Here is a 19,604-nt window from a genome sequence, read left to right as displayed (position 1 = left end):
GTCGAATCGATGACTGATCGGACAGAAAAATCGCGCGTTTCCGCCGAAACGGAAGTGTGTGCCGACGTTAGTCGGCGGTCGCTTCTTCCTCGGTGGCCTCTTCGCGGTAGTAGTCCGCGATGAGGTCCTCGTCGATACGGTTGAGTTCCTCTTTCGGGAACTTCGAGAGGAGGTCCCAGCCGATGTCGAGGGTTTCGCCGATGTCGCGGTTGGTGTTGAAGCCCTGGTCGACGAATTCGCTCTCGAACTCGTCGGCGAAGTCCAGGTACTTGTTGTCGCGGTCGGAGAGCGCCTCGCGGCCGACGATGTTCACCAGGTCGCGCAGGTCTTCACCCTCCGCGTACGCGGCGTACATCTGGTCGGAGACGTCGGCGTGGTCCTCGCGGGTGAGGCCCTCGCCGATACCGTCGTCCATCAGCCGCGAGAGCGAGGGGAGCACGTTGACCGGGGGCTGGACGCCCTGACTGTTGAGGTCGCGGTCGACGTAGATCTGCCCCTCGGTGATGTATCCCGTCAGGTCCGGGATGGGGTGCGTGTCGTCGTCGCCCGGCATCGTGAGGATCGGAATCTGGGTGACCGACCCGTCACGACCCTGAATCCGACCGGCACGCTCGTAGAGCTGGGCCAGGTCGGTGTACATGTACCCGGGGTAGCCACGGCGACCCGGCACCTCTTCACGCGCGGCGCCGATTTCGCGCAGCGCCTCGCAGTAGTTCGTCATGTCCGTCAGGATGACCAAGACGTGGTAATCCTTCTCGAAGGCGAGGTACTCGGCGGTCGTCAGGGCCATCCGCGGCGTGACCGTCCGCTCGACGGCGGGGTCGTCCGCGAGGTTCATGAAGACGACCGAGCGTTCCAGTGCACCGGTGCGCTCGAAGTCGTCCATGAACTCGTTGGCCTCTTCGGCCGTGATACCCATCGCGCCGAAGATGACGGCGAACTCGGAGTCGTCGCCGCTCTCTTCCTCTTCGGGCACGCTCGCCTGTCGCGCAATCTGGAGCGCAAGTTCGTTGTGCGGCAGCCCCGACCCGGAGAAGATTGGAAGTTTCTGTCCGCGGACGAGCGTGTTCATGCCGTCGATGGCAGAGACGCCCGTCTGGATGAACTCCTCGGGGTACTCGCGGGAGTACGGGTTGATTGCCGCGCCGACGATGTCCTCTCGCTTCTCGTATTCGATGTCCGGGCCGCCGTCGATCGGTTCGCCGGATCCGGAGAGGACGCGACCGAGGAGGTCCTCGGTCAGTTCCATCTTCAGCGTCTCGCCCTGGAAGCGGACGAACGCGTTCTTGTCGATGCCGGAGGTCCCCTCGAACACCTGGATGGCGACGAGGCCGTCTTCGGATTCGAGCACCTGCCCGCGGCGAATCTCGCCGTCGGCGGTCTCGATTTCCACCATCTCGTCGTAGCCGATCGGCTGATCGACCTCGGCGAACACCAGCGGACCGCTGATCTCGGTGATCGTTTTGTACTCTTTCATCTCAGTACAGCTCCCGAATCTGCTCGGTGATGTCGTCTTTCAGTTCGTCCATGTACGCCTCGTACTCTTCCTGCACGCCGATGCGGTTGATGCGCGGCAGGGCATCGACGTTCGTGATTTCCTCGACGGGGACGCCCGCTTCGAGGGCGTCGAACGCCTCGTCGTTGAACGTCTTGATCGTCGTGAGGATGAGGTACGTCTTGTCGGGTTCGCAGTAGGTGTCGACGTCGTGGAACGCGTTCTGCTGGAGCCACGCCTCGCGGAGGTACCGCGCGATTTCGAGCGTGAGCTGCTGGTCCTCCGGCAGGGCGTCCTTGCCGACGAGCTGGACGATCTCTTGGAGTTCGCCCTCCTCGTCGAGCACGTCGACGGCCCACTGGCGCACCTCGGCCCAGTCCTCCGCGACGTTGTCCTCGAACCACGGGTCCAGCTGCTCCCGGTAGAGGGAGTAGGACTCGTTCCAGTTGATCGAGGGGAAGTGCCGGCGCTCGGCCAGGTCGGCGTCGAGCGCCCAGAAGCACTTCACGATACGGAGCGTGTTCTGGGTCACCGGCTCGGAGAAGTCGCCGCCGGGCGGGCTGACCGCGCCGACGACCGAAATCGACCCTTCCGTGCCGTTGATGTTGTTGAAGTAGCCCGCTCGCTCGTAGAACTGGGAGAGACGCGCCGCGAGGTAGGCCGGGTAGCCCTCCTCGCCGGGCATCTCCTCCAGTCGCGAACTGATTTCGCGCATGGCCTCGGCCCACCGCGAGGTGGAGTCGGCCATCAGCGCCACGTCGTACCCCATGTCGCGGTAGTACTCCGCGATGGTGATGCCCGTGTACACGCAGGATTCGCGTGCCGCGACGGGCATGTTCGACGTGTTGGCGATGAGCGTCGTCCGGGCCATCAGCGGGTTCCCCGTCTGCGGGTCGGGCAGTTCGGGGAAGTCCTCGATGACCTCCGTCATCTCGTTGCCGCGCTCGCCACAGCCGATGTAGACGACGATGTCCGCGTCGGACCACTTGGCGAGTTGCTGCTGGGTGACGGTCTTCCCGGACCCGAACGGACCCGGAATCGCCGCCGTCCCACCCTTCGCGATGGGGAACAGGCCGTCCTGCACTCGCTGCCCGGTCAGGAGCGGCTCCGTCGGCGTCTGCTTCTCGCCGGCGGGGCGTGCCTCACGAACCGGCCACTCCTGGCGCATCCGAATCTCTTCGCCCGTGTCGAGTTCGGCCACCGTCTCGTCGACGGTAAACTCGCCGCTCTCGATAGCGGTGACTTCCGCCGTCTCGCCCTCTTCGAGGGCGTTCGGGGGCACGAGCACCTTGTGCTCGATGGTCACCGTCTCCGGGACCGTGCCGATCACGTCGCCGCGGCCGACTTCGTCACCCTCCTCGACGGTGGGTTCGAACTCCCACTCTTTCTCGAGGTCGATGCCGGGTGCGTCGACCCCGCGGTCGAGGAAGGGGCTGTTCATCTTGGTCTCGAGCACGTCGAGGGGACGCTGGACGCCGTCGTAGATGGAGTCCAGCAGTCCCGGTCCGAGGTCGACGGTCAGCGGGTCGCCCGTGTTCTCGACGGGTTCGCCGGGACCGACCCCCGAAGTCTCTTCGTACACCTGAATGGTCGTAATGTCGCCCTCGATCTCGATGACTTCGCCCATCAGCCCTTCGTCGCCAACGTAGACGACGTCGTTCATTCGGGCGTCGAGATCGACGGCGGTCACGACCGGACCACTCACACTGTCGATGATGCCGTCCTCTCGGACGGTCGTGTCTGCCTGACTCATGTTAGTCTTCCTCCTCCATCAGGTCGATACCGATGGCTCGCTTGATCTGCTCGCGTAGACCGCCGCTGCCGGCGCCGCCACCCAAGGTGACGAGCACCGGTTCGATGCTGCCCTCGACGGCTTCCCGGGCCTCCCGGGAGAGATGCGACATGTCCTCGTCGTGCATCACGATGATGCCGACGTCGTCGTCGTCGAGTGTCCGCATCACGGCCTCGTCGAGGTCGTCGTCTTTCTGTTCGTCCGGTACGTTCTCGAATTTCCGCACGCCAGCGAGTCGAAAGCCCGTGGTGAAGTCCGAACTCCCGATGACGGCGATTTCCTGGCTCATAGAATCACCAGTTCGTCCTCGATTTCCTCTTCGGACAGTCCCGCCTCGCGTCCGCGGGCGATGGCGCGGATGTTGTCCACTTCGCGCTCCTTCTTGAGGATGTACGAGATGACCGGCGCCACCGAGAGCGGATGGACGACGCCGAGTCGGTCCGCGTACTCCAGCAACGCGGCGTCAAGTGCCTGCTCGAACGAGATGAGGCTCTCGGCCTGTTCGAACTCGTCGAGCGCCGCGTCCAGGCGGTCACCGTAGCGACTGTCGCGGATGACGGTAACGAGTTCGTCGACGTTCGACGCCAGCGTGTTCAGCTGGCTCGCACGGAACAGCGACCCGCCCTCGATGAAGTACTCGGAGGGATCGATGTCCGCCCCGCTTCGGGCCAGTCGGAGCGCGTTCCGGGCGTTCCGGAAGTCGATTTCCGCTTCGAGGAACTCTCGGTAGGTCTGGGTCGCCTCGTTGACGACCAGCCCCGAGAGCAACTGCTCGTAGAAGACGCGGTCGACCGCGTTTTCCAACGGCACGAGCACGCCCGTCTCCTCGTAGTCCTCGTAGGCCGCTTCGAGCGGCTCCGCGAACATCGTTCCGTCGAGCAGTTCGATGACGTCCTCCATGGTCGCCGCGTCGAGCAATCGGTCGAGTTGGCGGTCGGAGAGTTCGCCGGCGCGGATGAGGTCGGTGTCGACGTCGTCGCGCTCTGCGTCGGCGTAGATGCCGCGCAGAATCGTCTTGACGTTCCACGCGTCGAACTTCCGGAGATAGCGTGCGATGTGGTCGTAGAGCCGACCGTCGGCCCAGTCCAGCAGGTCGTTGAAGTGCTTCGCGAGGTTGCGGTTGAGTGCGTATTCGATAAGGTCGACACCGGAGTGGCGCGACCCGAGCGCGTTGATTTCGCGCTCGTACTCCGATTCCTCCATGAACCGGGCAATCTCTGACGGCCCCATGCGGACGAGTTTCCGATAATCGTCGTCACTGAACAGGGCCGCACGGCGCGACCGAACGCGAGCGGTGACGTACTCCGGGTTCGAACTGCCGGAACTTGCGCTCATTGCTCGAACAGTCGGTCACTCAGCTCCGTCAAGTTGTCCTCCCAGACCGTCTCGAGGATGGAGTCGAAGGTGTTGTTCACCCTGACGCGTGACTCCTCGCTCTCGACGACGACGCCGCCCAGGCAGTCGTACTCCCCGGCGACGCTGAAGCCGTCGTAATCCTCGAGTAGGTCTTCGAGCAGTTCCTGATCGTCGGCCCGCCCGTAGACGGACACCGACTCGCCCTCGTCGAACTCCTCCGCAGCCTCGTCGAGGAGTGCCGCCGTCAACTCGCGGCGCTGGTCGCCGTCGATGTCCGTGAGGGTCGTCTCGACTTCCTCGCGGACCTCTTCGAGCGCGTCGCGTCGCGCTTCGAGTCGCGACTGCTTGGCTTCGAGCTTCGCGCTGGAGATTGCCTGCTCGCGGCGCTGCTGAACCTCGCGCTCCACGTCGGCTTCTCGCTCCTCGTGAATCTCCTCCGCGTCGCTCTCGGCCTCCTCGATAATTTCGGCGGCGCGCTCCTCGCCCTCTTCGCGGATTTCCTCCGCACGCGCGCGGGCCTCTTCTCGAATGTCTTCGGCGACTGTGTCTAAACTCATGATGAGAGGGAGGGGGTGTTCAGACCAGGAACACGACGACCAGCGCGAGGATAACGAGAGTCTCCGGCAGGACCGTGAAAATCAGGCCCTGCACGAAGAGGTCCGAATCCTCGGTGATAGCGCCGACGGCGGCCGAACCGATGCCACGCTCGGCATAGCCCGCGCCGAGAGCGGCCAGACCGACGGCGAGTGCCGCGGCGGCCGGTGCCGGGATTGCGGGGGCGGCTGCTCCTTCAGTCTGCAGTGCGACGGATGCCAGCTGGGTTGCAATTTCGTACATTGGTGGGGTGTGGAGTCCGTTTGAGTCTCCGAACAGTGCGTAGTTGCCCCGAGGATGGTCATAAACCTTCCCAAAACGAGTCACCAGAAACCGTCCTCGCGGGGGCGAGAGCACGGCTATTCACCGGTGAACGTATGTCACCGCGAACCAAGAAGAGGCGCCGAGTGCCTCGTTAGTCTTCGGTCGTGTACGTCCGGTCGTAGCCGAACGGCTCGTACTCCCGACCGCCGCCGCCGTAGAACTTCCCGAAGAACTCCACGTACTCGAGTCGCACCGCCTGCAGCCCGGCGCTGGTGACGCCGAGTGCGAGGACGAGCGCGTGACCGAGCACGAGGACGAGCAGTCCCACGAGCAGCATCGCCGGACCGGAGTGGACCAGTCCGCCGAACATGATTTCCGTCACTTCGTGGCCGTGCGCCATGTCACCGACGTGGGGCATGTGACCGAGGCCGAAGTGGAACGTGGCCTCTGCGCCCTCGCCCGTGACGTACACGCCGAAGAACAGCAGGTTGACCGTGAAGGCCATCCCGGCCTTCGCGAGCAACACCGCCGCGATTCGGGTGTACGACAGCGCGTTCACGAGCACGTTCAGGAACTCGATGGCTTCGACGGGTTCGCCGACGACCAGCAGCACCAGTCCCACGGCGAACGCCGCGAGGCCCGCGAGGCCGACGACTTCGGGGAAGCCGTTGAACCCGAGGGCGTAGGTGGCGTGAATCGCCTCGCCCGCTTCGGGCGCGGCGTGCGTGCCGTCGAAGATGGTGAACAGGAAGTCGGGCGTGACGCCAACGAGGTCGGGCGAGAGGATGGCCACCCAGAGCCCGTTGAGCATCAGGATCCACGAGGCACTCTCGGTGATTGCGTGCTTGGCGTCGTGGAGCTGGATGTTCTCGACGAAGTCGATGACGTACCCCACGTTGAGATGGAGAATGCCGGCGAGGATGCTCACCACGAGCCACGTCAGCGCGTACGACTGTCCGGCCGGGGACAGTCCCTTCTCCATCGGCGGGTGACTCATGCCGAGCGCCCCCTCCCAGAGGTACGTCGAGACGAGGTGGAGGCCGAATATTTCGCCGTAGAGGACGCCAAAGAGCATCGTGAACAGCCCGGCGAAGATCGTAACGCCGCCCATGCTCCGGAAGGCGTCACTGTCGAAGTTGGTGTAGAGGAAGTACCCGATGAGGGTGTAGAGCGCACCGTACCCGAGGTCACCGATCATGAACCCGAAGAAGGCCGGGAACGTGAGGAAGACGAAGACCGTCGGGTCGATTTCGTCGTACCGCGGACGGTTGACTGCTTCCGTCAGCACCTCGAACGGCTTGACGAGACCGGGGTTGTCCTGCACCACGGGCGGGGAGTCGTCGCGCATGACGACGTTGTCGCCGCCGTCGGCGCGGACACTCTCGCCGCCGTCGGTGGCAGCGTCCGACTCCGCGGATACCTCTTCGTGGTGTTCGTCGCCGCTGGTGGTGAACGACGCCCGCTCCAGCTCTTCGACTTCCGCGTGGTCACCGACGGCGTCGGTGATGGTTCCCGCGAGCGTCGCGTACTCGTCGGTCGGAATCCAGCCCTCGGCGACGAAGGCGTTCTCCGTCGTCGCGAAGGAGAGCGGCGCTTCCCGCTTCTGGACGTCGATGGAGAGTTGCTCCTCGGCGGCGAGCAGGAAGCCCGCTGCGTCGAGGCGAACCTCTTCGAGTTCCTCTTCGACGGATTCCAGTTCCGGCTGGAGATCTCGGTCGCGGCGCTGTTCGAGGTCCGAGACGTACTCCTCCGGGGAGCTGTCTGCATCCGGCACCTCGAGCGCGCTAAACTCGACGCCGACGAGCGCGTCGTCGAGCGGGTCGTCGGCCCCGTCGGCCGGGCGCACGAAGACGGCGACCACGTCGTCCTCGGAGAACACTTCGAAGTCGGCGACACCGTCGGCGTCGACGACAGCGCGTTCGATGGCCTCGGGGTCGCCCTCGCCGACGGCGACGTCGAGCGTGTCGTAGCCCGAGAGCAAGTCGAGGTCGATGCCGAGCGTCGCGAACGGCTCGACCGCCGAAATCCGCTCTGCGATGTCGTTGAGCTCGTCGCGAATCTCGTCGCGTCGGTCCTCCAGGTCGTTGACGCGGGTGCGAATCTCCTCGAGTTCCTCTTCGAGCGCCTCGTCGGTCACGATGCGCGTCGGACCGGCATCGGCCTCGTCGACGTCGAGGATGCTCTCGATGGAGCGCACGGTCACGAGCTTCTCGGAGGCCGCTTCGGCGCCGTCGACCGGGTTCCCCGGTTCGAAGCCGTCCCAGGACCCGTCGTACTCGGTGACGTGAAGGAGGTTGCAGTCGTGGACGGCCTCAACGACCTCGTCCATGACCGACTTCGACCCCGTCACCGACACCTTGCTCATCTGCTCAGGTCTGAGCATGCACCGCCTCCTCGAACTGTGTGATGGCGTATTCGACCGCCTCCTCCTCTCGTTCTTCCGCCTGCGCGACGAGTGCCTCGCGAGCAGCCTCCCCCTCCTCGCGGATCTCTGTCGCCTCGGCGTCTATCTCTGCCTCGGCCTCTTCGAGACGGCGTTCGGCCTCGGCCTCGGCCTCCTCCTCGGCCTCGGCGCGGATCTCGTCGGCACGTGCTCGCGCCTCCGAGATCCGTTCGTCCCGGTCGGCCTCGGCCTCCGTGACGATCTCTTCGGCTTCCGCCTCGGCCGCCTTGATCCGTTCGAGAACCTCTGGTCTCGGCATACTACTGATCAGTGGAATTTGCACAATCAGCCTATAAGGTGTTTGCGGAACCGTGCTGACGGACCTGCCGCCACTCACTCCGTCAGCGGCAGCAAAATGCCGAACACCAGCGGCGAGAGCAGGAACAACAGCACGCCCAGCACCTCCGCGTCGAACAACAGCGTCATCTCCCACGCCGGCAGTTGCAGCGCCAGCGCGTGCACCGCCAGTTCGCCGAGGGCGCCGAGAGCGAACACGGCAAGCCCGAGTAGCGTCCCTCGCTTCGCCAGCACCGGATAGTCCAAGTCGCCGTACCGTCCCATACTGGCCTCCGAGGCTGGGGACTTTCAAGAACGTTCCGTTCCCGAGACCGAAAGAGCGACAAGCCGGCACGACATGGCGTCTCGCATGAACACGCCCCTCTTGGAACTCCTTCCCCAGCTCGTCGAACTCCTCGCGTTCGCGTTCGGTAGCCTCGGCCTGTCCGCTGCCGGCGTCTATCTGGAGCGGTTCGCGCTCACGACCCTCGAAACCGGCAACGCCAAACTCGGCGGCTGGATCGCGTTCATGGGCCTGATGGCCTTCTACTTCGCGTACCTGATGAGCACGGACAAGGTCCGCCCGAAGCTGGCGGCTGTGCGGCGCCAGGCCGGCGAGTAACTCAGAACTTACGCCAGCGGCGTCCGCTCGACGACCGTCCCGTCGACCGTCGGATACTGCTCGACGATTTCGCCCTCGCCGAGGTCGCCCTCGTCGACCATCTCTTCGAGGAGCCACCACGCGAGTTCGACGTGGTCCGACTTCACCGTGTAGTACTGGTCGGGCACGCCGAGCTCTTGCAGGCGCTTCTCGGTCACCCACGTTTTCCCGTAGACGAGGGTCCCGTCGTCGGTTACCTCGTCGAACTCACGGCGGATGTTCCGCGCCATCCGCTTCAGCCGCCGTCGGTGCTGGGCGGCGTCTTTGAACACCGAGGTGCAGAAGTACACCCCGTCGTGGTCGCCCATCACGTCCAGAATCTCCTCTTTGGGCGAGTCGACCGCGCTCATGTGCCCCTCGCGGAGTTCGAAGCCCTCCTCCTGCATTCGGCGGTAGTTGCCGTCGGACATCTCGAACTCGTTGATGTTACAGAAGTCGGCGGCGCCCTCGTCCAAGAATTCGAGGAACTCCGGCTCTGCGCGGATGCCCGGGATCTCGAACGCGGGCGTCAGCCCCTCCTCGCGGGCGATGTAGAGGATGTCCTCCCACTCGGTGCCGTGGAGGTCGCCCCACTGTTCGAGTGGCGGGTGGAAGCGAATCTCGTCCAGCCCGGCCTCGGACAGACGACGCATGTTCTCGCGCCCGCCCGGAATTCCGGTGTAGAGGTGGGTGTGGTGGTCCTCGCCGAACTCGTCTTTCAGCAGCGAGAGGTAGTGACAGGTTCGGTCGAGCGACTCCTGTGGTTCCCCACCCGTGATGGAGGTGCCGAGTGCGTCCATCCGGTGTGCCTCGGTCAGTACGTCCTCGTCGCTCTCGACTTCGCGCTCGTTGGCGTAGACGGTGTCGACGTTCTTGCGGTTCTCCCCGAGCGGGCAGTAAAAGCAGTCACGCTGGTCGCAGTAGCCGTAGACGAACAGCACCATCTTTCCGCCCTCGGCACACTGTTCACAGCCCTTCGAAATCATTCGTTGTCGAGTTGACGCCCCGGAGGTGTGAAAACCCGTCGGTCCGAACCGACGGTTTACTTGCCTCCCTCGCATACCCACCCCCATGCCGTACGATCCCGACAGCACGGCCGTCGTCGTCGTCGACATGCAGAACGGCTTCTGTCACCCCGATGGGAGTCTCTACGCCCCCGCGAGCGGTGCCGCGGTTCACGACGTGGCGTCGCTCGTCGACCGGGCCCACGACGCCGGCGTCCGTGTCGTCTACACGCGCGACGTTCACCCGCCCGAACAGTTCGACGACACCAACTACTACGACGAGTTCGACCGCTGGGGCGAACACGTCCTCGAAGGGTCGTGGGAGGCTCAGCTCGTCGACGAACTCGACGTGGCGCCGACCGACCACGTCGTCGAGAAACACACGTACGACGCCTTCCACGAGACGGAACTCGACGGCTGGCTCTCTGCGCGCGGCATCGACGACCTACTCATCTGCGGAACCCTCGCCAACGTCTGCGTGCTCCACACCGCCGGCAGCGCCGGCCTTCGCGACTACCGCCCCGTCCTCGTTACCGACGCCATCGGCTACGTCGAGGAGGACCACCACGAGTACGCCGTCGACCACGCCGACTGGCTGTTCGGTGAGACGACGACCCGCGACGCCGTCGACTTCCTGCCCACCTGTTAGCGCCGTGTAGCAATGATTAATATCTGAGCGGCGGTACGTTAATACATGACCGTCGTCAGCATCTCGATGCCCGAGGAGTTGGTCGAGCGAATCGACGCCTTCGCCGACGAACACGGCTACACCGGCCGGAGCGAAGTCGTTCGCGACGCGTCCCGGAGTCTGCTCGGTGAGTTCGAGAACAAACGCCTCGAGGACCGCGACCTGATGGCCGTCGTCACGGTCATCTTCGACTACGAGACGACGGCCGTCGAGGAGCGCATGATGGGCCTCCGCCACGACTACGAGGGCCTCGTCGTCGCCAACTTCCACAGCCACGTCGGCAGCCACTACTGCATGGAACTGTTCGTCCTCGAAGGCCAGCTGGAGACGATTTCGACGTTCGTCGGCAAGATTCGAGCGACACAGGACACCCTCAGCGTCGACTACTCGGTGATGCCTGTCGACGAGTTCGGTCCCCACGCTGCACCCGAGTGAGACGTCAGACCGTCACCGTCGCGCCGATGTCGGGCGCACTCGCGTCGATGCCGTCCTCGCGGAGTCGTTCCGCGAACCACGCACAGCGGTCGCCGTGATTGACGAGGACCGTCGCGTCCGCGTAGTCGTCGACGAACCCCCGGATACCCCCGCCGTCGGCGTGCGCCGAGAAATCGTACTGTTCGACCTGTGCGCTGACGGGCATCACGCGCCCGTCGATTTCGGCCCGGCCCGTCTCTAGCAGGGAGCGGCCCGGCGTCCCCTCGACCTGATACCCCGTCATCGTAATCTTGTTCGTCGGATTCGCCCGAATCTGCGGGATGTACGTCATCGCCGGGCCGCCGGAGAGCATTCCGCTCGTGGTGATGATGGCGGCTCGCTGGTCCGTGATTCGGCGCCGCTGCCCGTCGCGTCCGGTCACGAAGCGGGCGTGTGACGTGGCGTCCCGCAGGGCATCGGCGTCCCGGACGAACTCGGGATTGCGCTTGAGCATCTTCGTGACTCGCTTGCCCATCCCATCGACGTAGCAGGGGATGTCGTGGGCCGCACAGACGAGCATCAACTCCTGTGTGCGCCCGATGGCGAACGCCGGAACGACGACGGTGCCGCCCTGCCAGAGGGTGCGCTCCACGCTCTCGACGAACGCCTCCTCTACGGTGCCGCGGTCCTCGTGGGTCACGTCGGCGTACGTGCTCTCGCAGACGACCACGTCGGCGTCGGGCCGGGCCGTTGTCCCCGCCACGAGTCGCTGGTCGTCGGTGTGGAAGTCGCCGGTGTAGAGCAGGCGCGTCTCGCCGTCGTCGACGAGGACGTGCGCGCTCCCGGGGATGTGGCCCGCGTCGTAGAAGGTGACTTCGTGCCCGGCGGCGACGAACGTCTCGCGGTAGCCGTGCCGCTCCGACACCTCGCCCACTCGCTTCAGGTCGTTCTCCGTGAACGGACACTGGAGCGTCCCCCCGTGGAGTTTCAGGGTGTCGCGAGCGAGCGTCCGCGCGAGCTCCGCCGTCGGCGGCGTCCAGTGAATCCGCGGGCGATTGCGCCCCGAGAGGAGCGCCGGAATCGACCCGACGTGGTCGAGGTGGCCGTGCGAGACGACGACGGCGTCGGGGCTGGGCGTCTCGACGGGAAACTGAGGTGGATTGTCGGTCAGCATCCCGAAATCGAGGAGTAACGAGTCGTTGACGAGGAGGGCGCTCCGCCCGACTTCGTGTGCGCCGCCCAGCAGTCGAAGCTCCATTCGCCGGCCCTAGCCCGTCCGATGGCTTGGGTCCGTCGGTTTCCCGGCACGGCGTCGGGACTCCCTCACTCCGCGGTGTCGACGACCCGGTAACTGACCGTCCCCTCGCGGAGGCGGTCCAGATGCGTCGAGAGTTCGTCCGCGACGGCGAGGAGGAGGACGTCGAGGCCCCGAACCGCCGCCTCGTTCACCGCGTCCGGGGTGCCGAATCGCATGTCCGGGTCGAGGTCGGCGCGGCGGGCGGCGACGAACGCCTCCGTCCCCGCCGTCGCCACGAGGTCACAGTCCACGGCGTGGTCGGTAATCGTCTCGCACGCGACAGCGTCGCTGCCGCCGTCCTGCACCCGCGGAATCGAGACGGCGGTCACGCGACCCAGTTCGTAGTCGAGGACGCCCTCGAAGTCCGTGACGCCCACGTCCTCGTCGGCCGCGGCGTCGGTGACGGCGACGGCCGTCGTACTCCCGTCGGTCCCCGGCGTCGCGCGGAGAATCCCGTCGCGCATCGACAGCGAGACGCTCTCGCCCGACTCCACCGCCGCCGTCGCGATGGCCGTCTCTATCTCGACTTCGCCGATGACGTCCTCCGAGACGTGCGTGACGAACTCGCGGAGTTCGTCGGTCTGGCCGATGAGCCAGTCGACGCCCTCCTTGGTCACCTCGTATCGCCCGCGGCCGGGGTTCCGGACGTACCCCTCCTCGACGAGGTCCTGCAGGTAGTCGCTCACCGCTTGGGCGGTGATGCCGATTTCGTCGGCGATTTCGCGCTGGCTGACTGCTGGCTGTCGTTCCGCGATGGCCACCAGTATCTGGTACCGGGTCGCCGAGCGCTTGCTCTGGAGGACGCTCGTCTCCTCGTCGACGTGCTCTGCCATCGATGACAGTTCGGTCCCGGCCCCCAATATAGTTCGGATTGATTTGTCGTCTCTCGGCGCTGAGTGCAATCACGGTTTCAGTTCCTGCGTCGACTCCCGCCGCGTCACAACGACTAATTGGCCGACAGCCCTCTCCCGACCATGTCACTCGTCGACACGACGCTTCAGGACCGCCTCGCGCGTCGCATCGAGGCGCTGCGGACCGCTCGCGAACTCAAGCCGGGCCATCCCAGCGTCGCGACGGAGACGATTCGAAACTATCACACCCGAGCCACCGCCGACGGCTTCGTCTTCGACGCCGACGAACCCGTCTCGAAAATCGGCGGCACGGGCACCGCCCCCCGTCCGCTCCGTTACTTCCTCGCTGGCTTCGCCTTCTGCCTGCAGGCGCAGTACGTCCGCAACGCCATCCGGATGGGAATCGAGCTCGACCACCTCTCGGTCGATGTGGAGAGCGAAATCGACCGGCGCGGCGGCCTCGGCCTCCGCGACGCCCCCGCGGACTTCGAATCCATCGCGTACACGACGACGCTCGAAACCGACGCCGACGCCGACGCGGTCCGTGACCTCGCCGCGACGGCCGAGGACTGCTGTTACGTCCACGGGACGCTCTCGAAGGCTGTCGACCTGACGGGGACGACGGTCCTGAACGGGTCGCCGCTCTAGCCGTGTCGGCGCACGCCGAACTGGGCGTACGCGTCGCCGTAGGCCACGGCCAACGCCCCGACCCACCAGTTCCACCGCTCGGCGAGCGACGACCCGTCGGGCGCGTCGGCCAGCTCTGAGACCACCGTCTCGACGGTGAGCGGTTCCCCACGGTCGGCGGCGAGACGCCCGCTGTCGGCCAGGTCACCCGCAGCCCGCACCACGGCGCGGCGCTCGCCCTCCTCGCTCTCGAAGGCGCGTTCGAGCGCACAGGCGAGTCGCTCGCGGTCGAGGTCGGTCACGTCCACCACTCGCTGCGGCGCTCGCGCCCGCTCGCCTCGCGGAACGGCGGCGGCTTCTCGCCGTCTGCCTCCGCGCCGAACGCGTGGGCCAGCCAGTAGCCGACGTGCCAGCCCACAGCGTCGGTGTCCAATTCGACGAGCGTGATTTCGACGCGGGTGTACGTCTCGATGGCGCCGTCGCCGTCCGGGTCGGTGCCGTAGGTGTTGACACACGACCCGCTCGCCGCCCGACAGGTCTGTGTCGCGCCGAAGCGAATCCGAATCTCCGCGTCGCCGTCGGTGCGCTGGAAGGTGAGGTTGTCCGGCATCCCGGGCGGGTCGTCTTCGTAGTAGCCGAGGGCGTGGTCGACCTGTCGCCGCGCGCCGGCGGGGTCGGAGGCGTTCGCCGCGTCGACGTGGACGGTGAAGTCCGCGTCGTCCCACGGGAACGCCCGTTCCGTCGCGTTCGGCTGGGGTTCGGTGTACAGCACCGACTCCGCCTGCATCACCTCGTGGGGCGGGTCGTCGTGGCTCAGACCCAGCGTGTGCCCGAGTTCGTGTTCCACGACGAGAGTCGTCGAGTCGTCGGCGAGCCCGGTCTTCACCCGCACCGTCTCCGAGCGGTCTATCTGTCGTGGGTCCGTCACCAGCGGCGCACAGCCCACGGCGTCGGACACGTCACCACAGTCCGGCACCCGGTCGACGAACTTGACGACGAGGTCGGGGTTCGACGCGTCGGGCCGCACCTCGTACTCGACGGGGAAGCCGAGATATCGCTCGTCGTTGCCCTCCCAGAACGTCGCCGCCTCGCGCACGAGTGGCGCGAAGTCCCGGTCGGGGTTCCCCTCGTTGCGAATCGCGACGACCACCGGGTCGGTCCCCCACGGGTTCGCCCCGGGCGCACCGCTCGTCGCGCGCGTCGTCTGTGTCCCTGTCGCCAATCCTGTCGCCGTTCCCGCCGCCTCCGTTTCGACGGTGGGGCTGGCCGTCCGTTCTCCGGGGTCGAGCGGCGTCGCACACCCCGCGAGGACGACGAGGAGGACGAGAACGAGCGAACGAACCGTCATGTGTCGCCGTGTGTGATGGGCGGACAAAACGGTTCGGGCGGGCGGTCCGCCCGTACGGATTATTGGAACTGTTTTCCGGTGGTTCGCCGAGAGAGGCCGACGAACCACCGAGACCGAGTTACAATAACCGCATCACTCTTCTGGGTCGATGCCGGCCAATCGCATCGCGTTGCCCGTCACCGCGAGGCTCATCCCCATGTCCCCGATGACGACGGCGTGGACGACGCTCACGAGGCCGAACGGGGCGGCCGCGGCGAGGGCGGCTTTCACCGCCAGCGACGACCACACGTTCGTCTCGATGACGCGGTTGGCGCGGCGAGCGAGCGCGACGAGGTACGGCAGTCGGGTGAGGTCGTCGCCCATCAGCGCCACGTCCGCCGTCTCGATGGCGGTGTCCGTCCCCGCGGCGCCCATCGCGACGCCCACTGTCGCCGTCGCCAGCGCCGGCGCGTCGTTGACGCCGTCGCCGACCATCGCCACGCCGCCGCCCGTGCGGTTCCACGGGAGGCGACTCTCCTCGCTCGCTTCGGCGTCCGCCGTCATCTCGCGGACCACCGCCACCTTCTCCTCGGGCAAGAGGTCGGCGTACACCTCGTCGATGCCGACCTGTTCCGCGATAGCGTGGGCCGTCCGCTCGTTGTCGCCGGTCACCATCGCGATGCGTTCGATACCCAGCTCACGCAGGCGTGCGACGGTGCGTTCCGCCTCCGGGCGCACCGTGTCCGCGACGGCGACGACGCCCTCCAGTTCGACTCCGTCGCCGTCGTCGCGACCGACGAGAACGACCGTCTTCCCCTCGCCTTGGAGGCGCGGCACCACGTCGTTCACCAGGTCGAGATACGAGCCGTGTTCGCAGTCCATGGGGTCGACCTCTCCGACCGCCAGTCCGCCGTCGGTCTTGACGTGCGCGTGTTCGAGGTCGACCCCGAGGTCGGCGAACAGCGCCGGCTTGCCCGCGTAGTGGGTGACGCCGTCGAGGTCGGCGCGGACGCCCTGCCCCGTGATGGACTGGAAGTCGGACACGTCTCGGCCGTCGACGCCGCGGTCCGTGGCGCGTTCGACGATGGCCGCCGCGATGGGGTGTTCGCTCCGTCGCTCCAGCGCCGCCGCACACCGGAGCACGTCGTCTTCGGACTGCCCGTTCAGCGCCACCACGTCGGTCACGCCGAGTTCGCCCGTCGTAATCGTTCCCGTCTTGTCGAGGGCGACGCTCGTCACGTCGCCCATCGCCTCCAGTCGGTCGCCGCCCTTGATGAGGACGCCGTTGCGCGCCGCGCTCGTGATACCGGAGACGACGCTCACGGGCGTGCTGATGACGAACGCGCACGGACAGGCAACGACCAGCAGCGTCAACCCGCGCGTGAACCACGTCTCGAAGGGCGCACCCAGCACGAGCGGTGGGCCGAGCGTCGTCGCCACCGCGAGCGCCACCACGGCGGGCGTGTAGTAGTCGGCAAAGCGGTCGATGAACCGCTCGCGCTCCGATTTGTCGCGCTCGGCGTCCGCCACGAGGTCGATGACCTTCGCGAGCGTCGACTCCGCGGCCGGCGTCGTCGTCTCTACCTCCAGATATCCCTCCTCGACGATGCTCCCGGCATACACCTCGTCACCCTCGCTCACGTCGACGGGGACGCTCTCGCCCGTAATCGGCGATTCGTCGACGGCGCTCGTCCCCTCGCGAACCACGCCGTCGACGGGGATGCGCTCTCCCGGGCGGACCAGCACCACGTCGCCCACGGCCACGTCCTCGACGGGGACCGTCCCCTCCTCGCCGTCCCGCCGCACCGTCGCCGTATCGGGCGAGAGGTCCATCAGCTCCGACATCGAGGTGCGCGCGCGGTCCATCGAATAGCGTTCGAGGAGTTCGGAGACGGAGAACAGCACCGCGAGCGTCGCCGCCTCGAAGGGCAGGTCGACGGCGATGGCGCCGAGCACCCCCGCGCTCATCAGGAAGTCGATGTCGAGACTACGGGCGCGCGCGGAGTACCACCCGTTGCGGACGATGGTCTGGCCCGCCGCCGCCGCGGCGAGGACGTACAGCACCCAGTCGAGGGTGAACTGGTGGCCCAGCACGCTGGCGACGACGGGCGGTGCCCCGCCCAGATACTCCACGGCGACCCCCGCGAGCAAGAGGACGGCGCCGACGCCGGTTTTGAGCGCGCGGCGACTCCGCCACGCCGAGGGCGATTCGTCCTCGCTCTCGACCACGTCGTAGCCAGCGTTCTCGATGCCCGCGACCACCTCGCCGCGCGTCGCTCGCTCGGGCGCGTACGTCACGACGACGCGGCCCGAGGCGGGGCGGGCGTCGTAGTCGAGGACGCCCTCGACTCGCGAGAGCGCTGACTCGACCGTTCCCGCACACGACGAACAGTCCATCGACGGCACCGCGAACGTCTCCGTCGTCGTCTCGGCCACCTCGTACCCCGCGGCCTCGACTCGCTCCCGAATCGCCGCTTCCGTCGTCGCGTCGGGGTCGTACTCGACGACGAGCGTTCCCGTCGCGGGCCGCGTGTCGACCGACTCGGCCCCTGCGGCCTCGCGGACGCTTCGCTCGACCTTGCTCGCACACGAGGCACAGTCCATCTCGGGCACCGACGCGCGATAGCGGGCGCCGTCGGTGGCCGTCGCCGGCGCGGCCTCCTCGTCGCGCTCCGCACCGTCCTCGTCTCCGTCGTGCCCCGTCATTGGTCGTCTCTACCCGTTACTGTAGTATTAATCCTCCTACCAGTATCGCCCCATTCCTTGGTAAGAATTATTATCTGAAACGCTATTTTATAATAAAATATCGTGGCGGTGCTCGCGAGACGCCCTTCGCGCGCGACGCTCGGTTTCGACGTGCTTTTTATCGGCGACCGTCTGATTCCGGGCATGGCAGACTTCAAGGTCGTCGTTTCGGACCCCGAGACGGGGGACACTACACAGGTGGAGGTCGACGAACAGGACGCTAACCGGTTCCTCGGACGCGAACTCGGCGATACTGTCGAGGGCGGCGCCGTCGGCCTCGACGGCACCGAGCTCGAACTGACCGGTGGCTCCGACAACGCCGGGCGCCCCCTGCGTGCCGACGTGGCTGGTTCGTCGCTCAAGCAGCTCCTCCTCGAGGGCGGTGTCGGCTTCGAGCCGTCTCGCGACGGCGAGCGAAAGCGCGTGACCGTTCGCGGCCGCGAAATCAGCGAAGCCGTCGCCCAAATCAACGCGAAGGTCGTCTCGGGCGACGCCGACTTCGACGCGCTGACCGACGACGAGTAAGCCGTGTCCGACCGCGTCGCCAGCGACGGTGAGGCGGTGGCCACGTATCGCGCTCGACTCGCCCGGAGCGGCGGCACTCGCCGTCCCTGCTTGCGCCTCCCCGACGACATCGACATCGAGGCCGGCACCATCGTCCGACTCGTTCTCGACGGCACCGAATACCACGCTCGCGTCGAGAGCGACGCACAGGGCGCCCTGATTCGCGGCGCCTACGACAACCGTCGCCTCGCCCGGAGCGACGACGAGGGGACCAACCGCCTCGTGGAGTGGGTCCGCGACACCGACCGCGAGACGGGCCAGAGCGTCGACTTCGACGAGGTGACGCCCGGCTATCTCTACGGCGTGCGCGTCCCCGGAAAGCGAGCGGTGTACACCGTCACTCGCCAGCCCGACAGTTCGCTCTCCTCCATCGCCGAAGGGTTGGACGAGAACTAGAGTCGGAGTATCGTCCCGGCGCCCAAGACGACGATACCGAACAGGATGAGAACGAGGACCCACCCCGGCTGTTCGCCGATACCGAGTTCCACACCCCTCACCTCCGTCCCCGGACGGAGCGCCCCCACGACGCCCGCGACGGCGACGAACGCACACAGGAGCGCGCTCCCGGCGGTGAACAGTCGTTGCGCGCCGCTCGTCGACCCCCAGTCGACGACGGCGCTCGCGAGGAAGGCGAATCCGAACAGGGCGTACAGGCCGTTGGTGAGTCGTACTCGGTCCACGACTCGACCCACGACCACCCGCCTCAAAACGTCGTCGCCCGCCTCGTCCCGAAACGACCGTTCTTTACCGCTCGACCGCCTGCGACCCGTATGACCAACACCGACCTCGACGCCTTCCTCGCGGGCGACCGACTCGACCACGTCGCGCTCTATCTCACCGACGACTACCTCGACGACGAGGGGACCCTCGCCGACTACGGCACCGACGTCGACGGCGGCGTCGTCCTCGTCGTCCCCGGCGAGAAGGGGCGACAACTCTTCTCCGCCGGCACCGGGATGGACGCGATGGAGTTCGCGAAGCAGGCGATGGGCACCGAGGGCGACGTGGACCGCAACCTGCAGGGCGGCACCTGCCCCGACTGCGGCGAGGGCGCCGCGTTCGTCCTCGCGTTCGCCGAAGCGCAGAACGAAGAAGTCGGCGGCATCTACGCCGAGGGCGACGTCATCCACGCCTACGCCGCCTGTCCCGACGGCACCGCCTTCTCGGACCGCTGGGTCGTCGGCGAAGAGTAGTTACGCGTCGTCCGGGTCGACGCCTTCACGGCTC

The 19,604-nt window shown here is 66.6% G+C and carries 23 protein-coding genes; 7 read left to right on the top strand and 16 right to left on the bottom strand.

The window, feature by feature from the left end; genetic code table 11:
* Positions 1-67: 67 nt before the first annotated feature.
* The 9 genes from BLU18_RS07060 to BLU18_RS07020 form a co-directional block, all read right to left on the bottom strand.
* Entirely contained in the window at positions 68-1,477 is a 1,410-nt protein-coding gene (locus BLU18_RS07060; RefSeq protein WP_092633319.1) for an ATP synthase subunit B, read from the bottom strand.
* Between the two features lies 1 nt (position 1,478).
* Positions 1,479-3,248 (bottom strand): ATP synthase subunit A, encoded by a 1,770-nt coding sequence (locus BLU18_RS07055; protein WP_092633317.1) that lies wholly within the window; start codon positions 3,246-3,248, stop codon positions 1,479-1,481.
* Between the two features lies 1 nt (position 3,249).
* Complete coding sequence (locus tag BLU18_RS07050; protein WP_092633315.1) at positions 3,250-3,576, bottom strand: V-type ATP synthase subunit F; 327 nt, start codon at positions 3,574-3,576, stop codon at positions 3,250-3,252.
* Positions 3,573-4,622, bottom strand: a complete 1,050-nt coding sequence (locus tag BLU18_RS07045; RefSeq protein WP_092633313.1) for a V-type ATP synthase subunit C — start codon at positions 4,620-4,622, stop codon at positions 3,573-3,575. The genes BLU18_RS07050 and BLU18_RS07045 overlap by 4 nt, the downstream gene beginning before the upstream one ends.
* Positions 4,619-5,200, bottom strand: coding sequence for a V-type ATP synthase subunit E (locus BLU18_RS07040; protein ID WP_092633311.1), 582 nt, complete (start codon positions 5,198-5,200; stop codon positions 4,619-4,621). The genes BLU18_RS07045 and BLU18_RS07040 overlap by 4 nt, the downstream gene beginning before the upstream one ends.
* A gap of 19 nt (positions 5,201-5,219) precedes the next feature.
* Complete coding sequence (locus BLU18_RS07035; RefSeq protein ID WP_092633309.1) at positions 5,220-5,480, bottom strand: hypothetical protein; 261 nt, start codon at positions 5,478-5,480, stop codon at positions 5,220-5,222.
* 172 nt (positions 5,481-5,652) lie between these two features.
* The gene (locus tag BLU18_RS07030) at positions 5,653-7,884 is read right to left on the bottom strand and encodes a V-type ATP synthase subunit I (protein ID WP_092633307.1); all 2,232 of its coding nucleotides are present in this window, start codon (positions 7,882-7,884) and stop codon (positions 5,653-5,655) included.
* Positions 7,871-8,203, bottom strand: a complete 333-nt coding sequence (ahaH, locus tag BLU18_RS07025) for an ATP synthase archaeal subunit H (RefSeq protein WP_092633305.1) — start codon at positions 8,201-8,203, stop codon at positions 7,871-7,873. The genes BLU18_RS07030 and ahaH overlap by 14 nt, the downstream gene beginning before the upstream one ends.
* 74 nt (positions 8,204-8,277) lie before the next feature.
* Complete coding sequence (locus tag BLU18_RS07020; RefSeq protein WP_092633303.1) at positions 8,278-8,505, bottom strand: DUF7860 family protein; 228 nt, start codon at positions 8,503-8,505, stop codon at positions 8,278-8,280.
* A gap of 85 nt (positions 8,506-8,590) precedes the next feature.
* On the opposite strand from BLU18_RS07020, the gene BLU18_RS07015 reads away from it, so the two are divergent.
* Entirely contained in the window at positions 8,591-8,842 is a 252-nt protein-coding gene (locus BLU18_RS07015) for a DUF8151 family protein (RefSeq protein ID WP_092633301.1), read from the top strand.
* Positions 8,843-8,850: 8 nt separating this feature from the next.
* Here BLU18_RS07015 and BLU18_RS07010 read toward each other — a convergent pair whose 3' ends face one another.
* Entirely contained in the window at positions 8,851-9,846 is a 996-nt protein-coding gene (locus tag BLU18_RS07010; protein ID WP_092633299.1) for a radical SAM protein, read from the bottom strand.
* A gap of 85 nt (positions 9,847-9,931) precedes the next feature.
* Between BLU18_RS07010 and BLU18_RS07005 the strand changes: the two genes are divergently transcribed.
* Positions 9,932-10,513 (top strand): cysteine hydrolase family protein, encoded by a 582-nt coding sequence (locus tag BLU18_RS07005; RefSeq protein ID WP_092633297.1) that lies wholly within the window; start codon positions 9,932-9,934, stop codon positions 10,511-10,513.
* 45 nt (positions 10,514-10,558) lie between these two features.
* Complete coding sequence (locus tag BLU18_RS07000) at positions 10,559-10,987, top strand: CopG family ribbon-helix-helix protein (protein ID WP_092633295.1); 429 nt, start codon at positions 10,559-10,561, stop codon at positions 10,985-10,987.
* A 4-nt stretch (positions 10,988-10,991) separates the two neighbouring features.
* Here the strand turns inward: BLU18_RS07000 and BLU18_RS06995 are convergent, their stop codons facing one another.
* The gene (locus tag BLU18_RS06995; protein WP_092633293.1) at positions 10,992-12,224 is read right to left on the bottom strand and encodes an MBL fold metallo-hydrolase; all 1,233 of its coding nucleotides are present in this window, start codon (positions 12,222-12,224) and stop codon (positions 10,992-10,994) included.
* A 65-nt stretch (positions 12,225-12,289) separates the two neighbouring features.
* Complete coding sequence (locus BLU18_RS06990; RefSeq protein ID WP_092633290.1) at positions 12,290-13,096, bottom strand: DUF7839 domain-containing protein; 807 nt, start codon at positions 13,094-13,096, stop codon at positions 12,290-12,292.
* A gap of 141 nt (positions 13,097-13,237) precedes the next feature.
* On the opposite strand from BLU18_RS06990, the gene BLU18_RS06985 reads away from it, so the two are divergent.
* Entirely contained in the window at positions 13,238-13,762 is a 525-nt protein-coding gene (locus BLU18_RS06985; RefSeq protein ID WP_092633288.1) for an OsmC family protein, read from the top strand.
* Here the strand turns inward: BLU18_RS06985 and BLU18_RS06980 are convergent.
* The 3 genes from BLU18_RS06980 to BLU18_RS06970 all read right to left on the bottom strand — a co-directional run bounded on the left by BLU18_RS06980 (position 13,759) and on the right by BLU18_RS06970 (position 17,774).
* Complete coding sequence (locus BLU18_RS06980; RefSeq protein ID WP_092633651.1) at positions 13,759-14,043, bottom strand: WNWW family protein; 285 nt, start codon at positions 14,041-14,043, stop codon at positions 13,759-13,761. The genes BLU18_RS06985 and BLU18_RS06980 overlap by 4 nt on opposite strands.
* The gene (locus BLU18_RS06975; RefSeq protein WP_092633286.1) at positions 14,040-15,089 is read right to left on the bottom strand and encodes a zinc metalloprotease; all 1,050 of its coding nucleotides are present in this window, start codon (positions 15,087-15,089) and stop codon (positions 14,040-14,042) included. Before BLU18_RS06975 ends, BLU18_RS06980 begins: the two co-directional genes overlap by 4 nt.
* A gap of 132 nt (positions 15,090-15,221) precedes the next feature.
* Positions 15,222-17,774 carry a heavy metal translocating P-type ATPase gene (locus tag BLU18_RS06970; protein ID WP_092633283.1) on the bottom strand — a complete coding sequence of 851 codons (2,553 nt, stop codon included), beginning with the start codon at positions 17,772-17,774 and terminating at the stop codon, positions 15,222-15,224.
* A gap of 183 nt (positions 17,775-17,957) precedes the next feature.
* On the opposite strand from BLU18_RS06970, the gene BLU18_RS06965 reads away from it, so the two are divergent.
* Together BLU18_RS06965 and BLU18_RS06960 are read left to right on the top strand one after the other, a co-directional pair.
* Positions 17,958-18,338, top strand: coding sequence for a 30S ribosomal protein S6e (locus BLU18_RS06965; protein ID WP_092633281.1), 381 nt, complete (start codon positions 17,958-17,960; stop codon positions 18,336-18,338).
* 3 nt (positions 18,339-18,341) lie between these two features.
* The gene (locus BLU18_RS06960; protein WP_092633279.1) at positions 18,342-18,773 is read left to right on the top strand and encodes a DUF7112 family protein; all 432 of its coding nucleotides are present in this window, start codon (positions 18,342-18,344) and stop codon (positions 18,771-18,773) included.
* On the opposite strand, the gene BLU18_RS06955 is transcribed toward BLU18_RS06960, so the two are convergent.
* On the bottom strand, positions 18,770-19,057 hold the full coding sequence (locus BLU18_RS06955; RefSeq protein WP_092633277.1) for a hypothetical protein: 288 nt from the start codon (positions 19,055-19,057) through the stop codon (positions 18,770-18,772). The two genes, BLU18_RS06960 and BLU18_RS06955, sit on opposite strands and share 4 nt — an antisense overlap.
* A 90-nt stretch (positions 19,058-19,147) precedes the next feature.
* Here BLU18_RS06955 and BLU18_RS06950 point away from each other — a divergent pair, with 90 nt between their 5' ends.
* Positions 19,148-19,570 carry a DUF5807 family protein gene (locus tag BLU18_RS06950; RefSeq protein ID WP_092633275.1) on the top strand — a complete coding sequence of 141 codons (423 nt, stop codon included), beginning with the start codon at positions 19,148-19,150 and terminating at the stop codon, positions 19,568-19,570.
* Positions 19,571-19,604: the final 34 nt, after the last annotated feature.

This window comes from Haloplanus vescus (assembly GCF_900107665.1).
Classification (GTDB): Archaea; Halobacteriota; Halobacteria; order Halobacteriales; family Haloferacaceae; genus Haloplanus; species Haloplanus vescus.
Note: the sequence above shows the minus strand (reverse complement) of the source record. Positions and strands in the feature narration are given on the sequence as shown.

Coding starts and splice junctions, on each gene's coding strand:
- BLU18_RS07060 (WP_092633319.1), bottom strand. CDS start 1,477: ATGAAAGAGTACAAAACGATCACCGAGATCAGCGGTCCGCTGGTGTTC.
- BLU18_RS07055 (WP_092633317.1), bottom strand. CDS start 3,248: ATGAGTCAGGCAGACACGACCGTCCGAGAGGACGGCATCATCGACAGT.
- BLU18_RS07050 (WP_092633315.1), bottom strand. CDS start 3,576: ATGAGCCAGGAAATCGCCGTCATCGGGAGTTCGGACTTCACCACGGGC.
- BLU18_RS07045 (WP_092633313.1), bottom strand. CDS start 4,622: ATGAGCGCAAGTTCCGGCAGTTCGAACCCGGAGTACGTCACCGCTCGC.
- BLU18_RS07040 (WP_092633311.1), bottom strand. CDS start 5,200: ATGAGTTTAGACACAGTCGCCGAAGACATTCGAGAAGAGGCCCGCGCG.
- BLU18_RS07035 (WP_092633309.1), bottom strand. CDS start 5,480: ATGTACGAAATTGCAACCCAGCTGGCATCCGTCGCACTGCAGACTGAA.
- BLU18_RS07030 (WP_092633307.1), bottom strand. CDS start 7,884: ATGCTCAGACCTGAGCAGATGAGCAAGGTGTCGGTGACGGGGTCGAAG.
- ahaH (WP_092633305.1), bottom strand. CDS start 8,203: ATGCCGAGACCAGAGGTTCTCGAACGGATCAAGGCGGCCGAGGCGGAA.
- BLU18_RS07020 (WP_092633303.1), bottom strand. CDS start 8,505: ATGGGACGGTACGGCGACTTGGACTATCCGGTGCTGGCGAAGCGAGGG.
- BLU18_RS07015 (WP_092633301.1), top strand. CDS start 8,591: ATGAACACGCCCCTCTTGGAACTCCTTCCCCAGCTCGTCGAACTCCTC.
- BLU18_RS07010 (WP_092633299.1), bottom strand. CDS start 9,846: ATGATTTCGAAGGGCTGTGAACAGTGTGCCGAGGGCGGAAAGATGGTG.
- BLU18_RS07005 (WP_092633297.1), top strand. CDS start 9,932: ATGCCGTACGATCCCGACAGCACGGCCGTCGTCGTCGTCGACATGCAG.
- BLU18_RS07000 (WP_092633295.1), top strand. CDS start 10,559: ATGACCGTCGTCAGCATCTCGATGCCCGAGGAGTTGGTCGAGCGAATC.
- BLU18_RS06995 (WP_092633293.1), bottom strand. CDS start 12,224: ATGGAGCTTCGACTGCTGGGCGGCGCACACGAAGTCGGGCGGAGCGCC.
- BLU18_RS06990 (WP_092633290.1), bottom strand. CDS start 13,096: ATGGCAGAGCACGTCGACGAGGAGACGAGCGTCCTCCAGAGCAAGCGC.
- BLU18_RS06985 (WP_092633288.1), top strand. CDS start 13,238: ATGTCACTCGTCGACACGACGCTTCAGGACCGCCTCGCGCGTCGCATC.
- BLU18_RS06975 (WP_092633286.1), bottom strand. CDS start 15,089: ATGACGGTTCGTTCGCTCGTTCTCGTCCTCCTCGTCGTCCTCGCGGGG.
- BLU18_RS06970 (WP_092633283.1), bottom strand. CDS start 17,774: ATGACGGGGCACGACGGAGACGAGGACGGTGCGGAGCGCGACGAGGAG.
- BLU18_RS06965 (WP_092633281.1), top strand. CDS start 17,958: ATGGCAGACTTCAAGGTCGTCGTTTCGGACCCCGAGACGGGGGACACT.
- BLU18_RS06950 (WP_092633275.1), top strand. CDS start 19,148: ATGACCAACACCGACCTCGACGCCTTCCTCGCGGGCGACCGACTCGAC.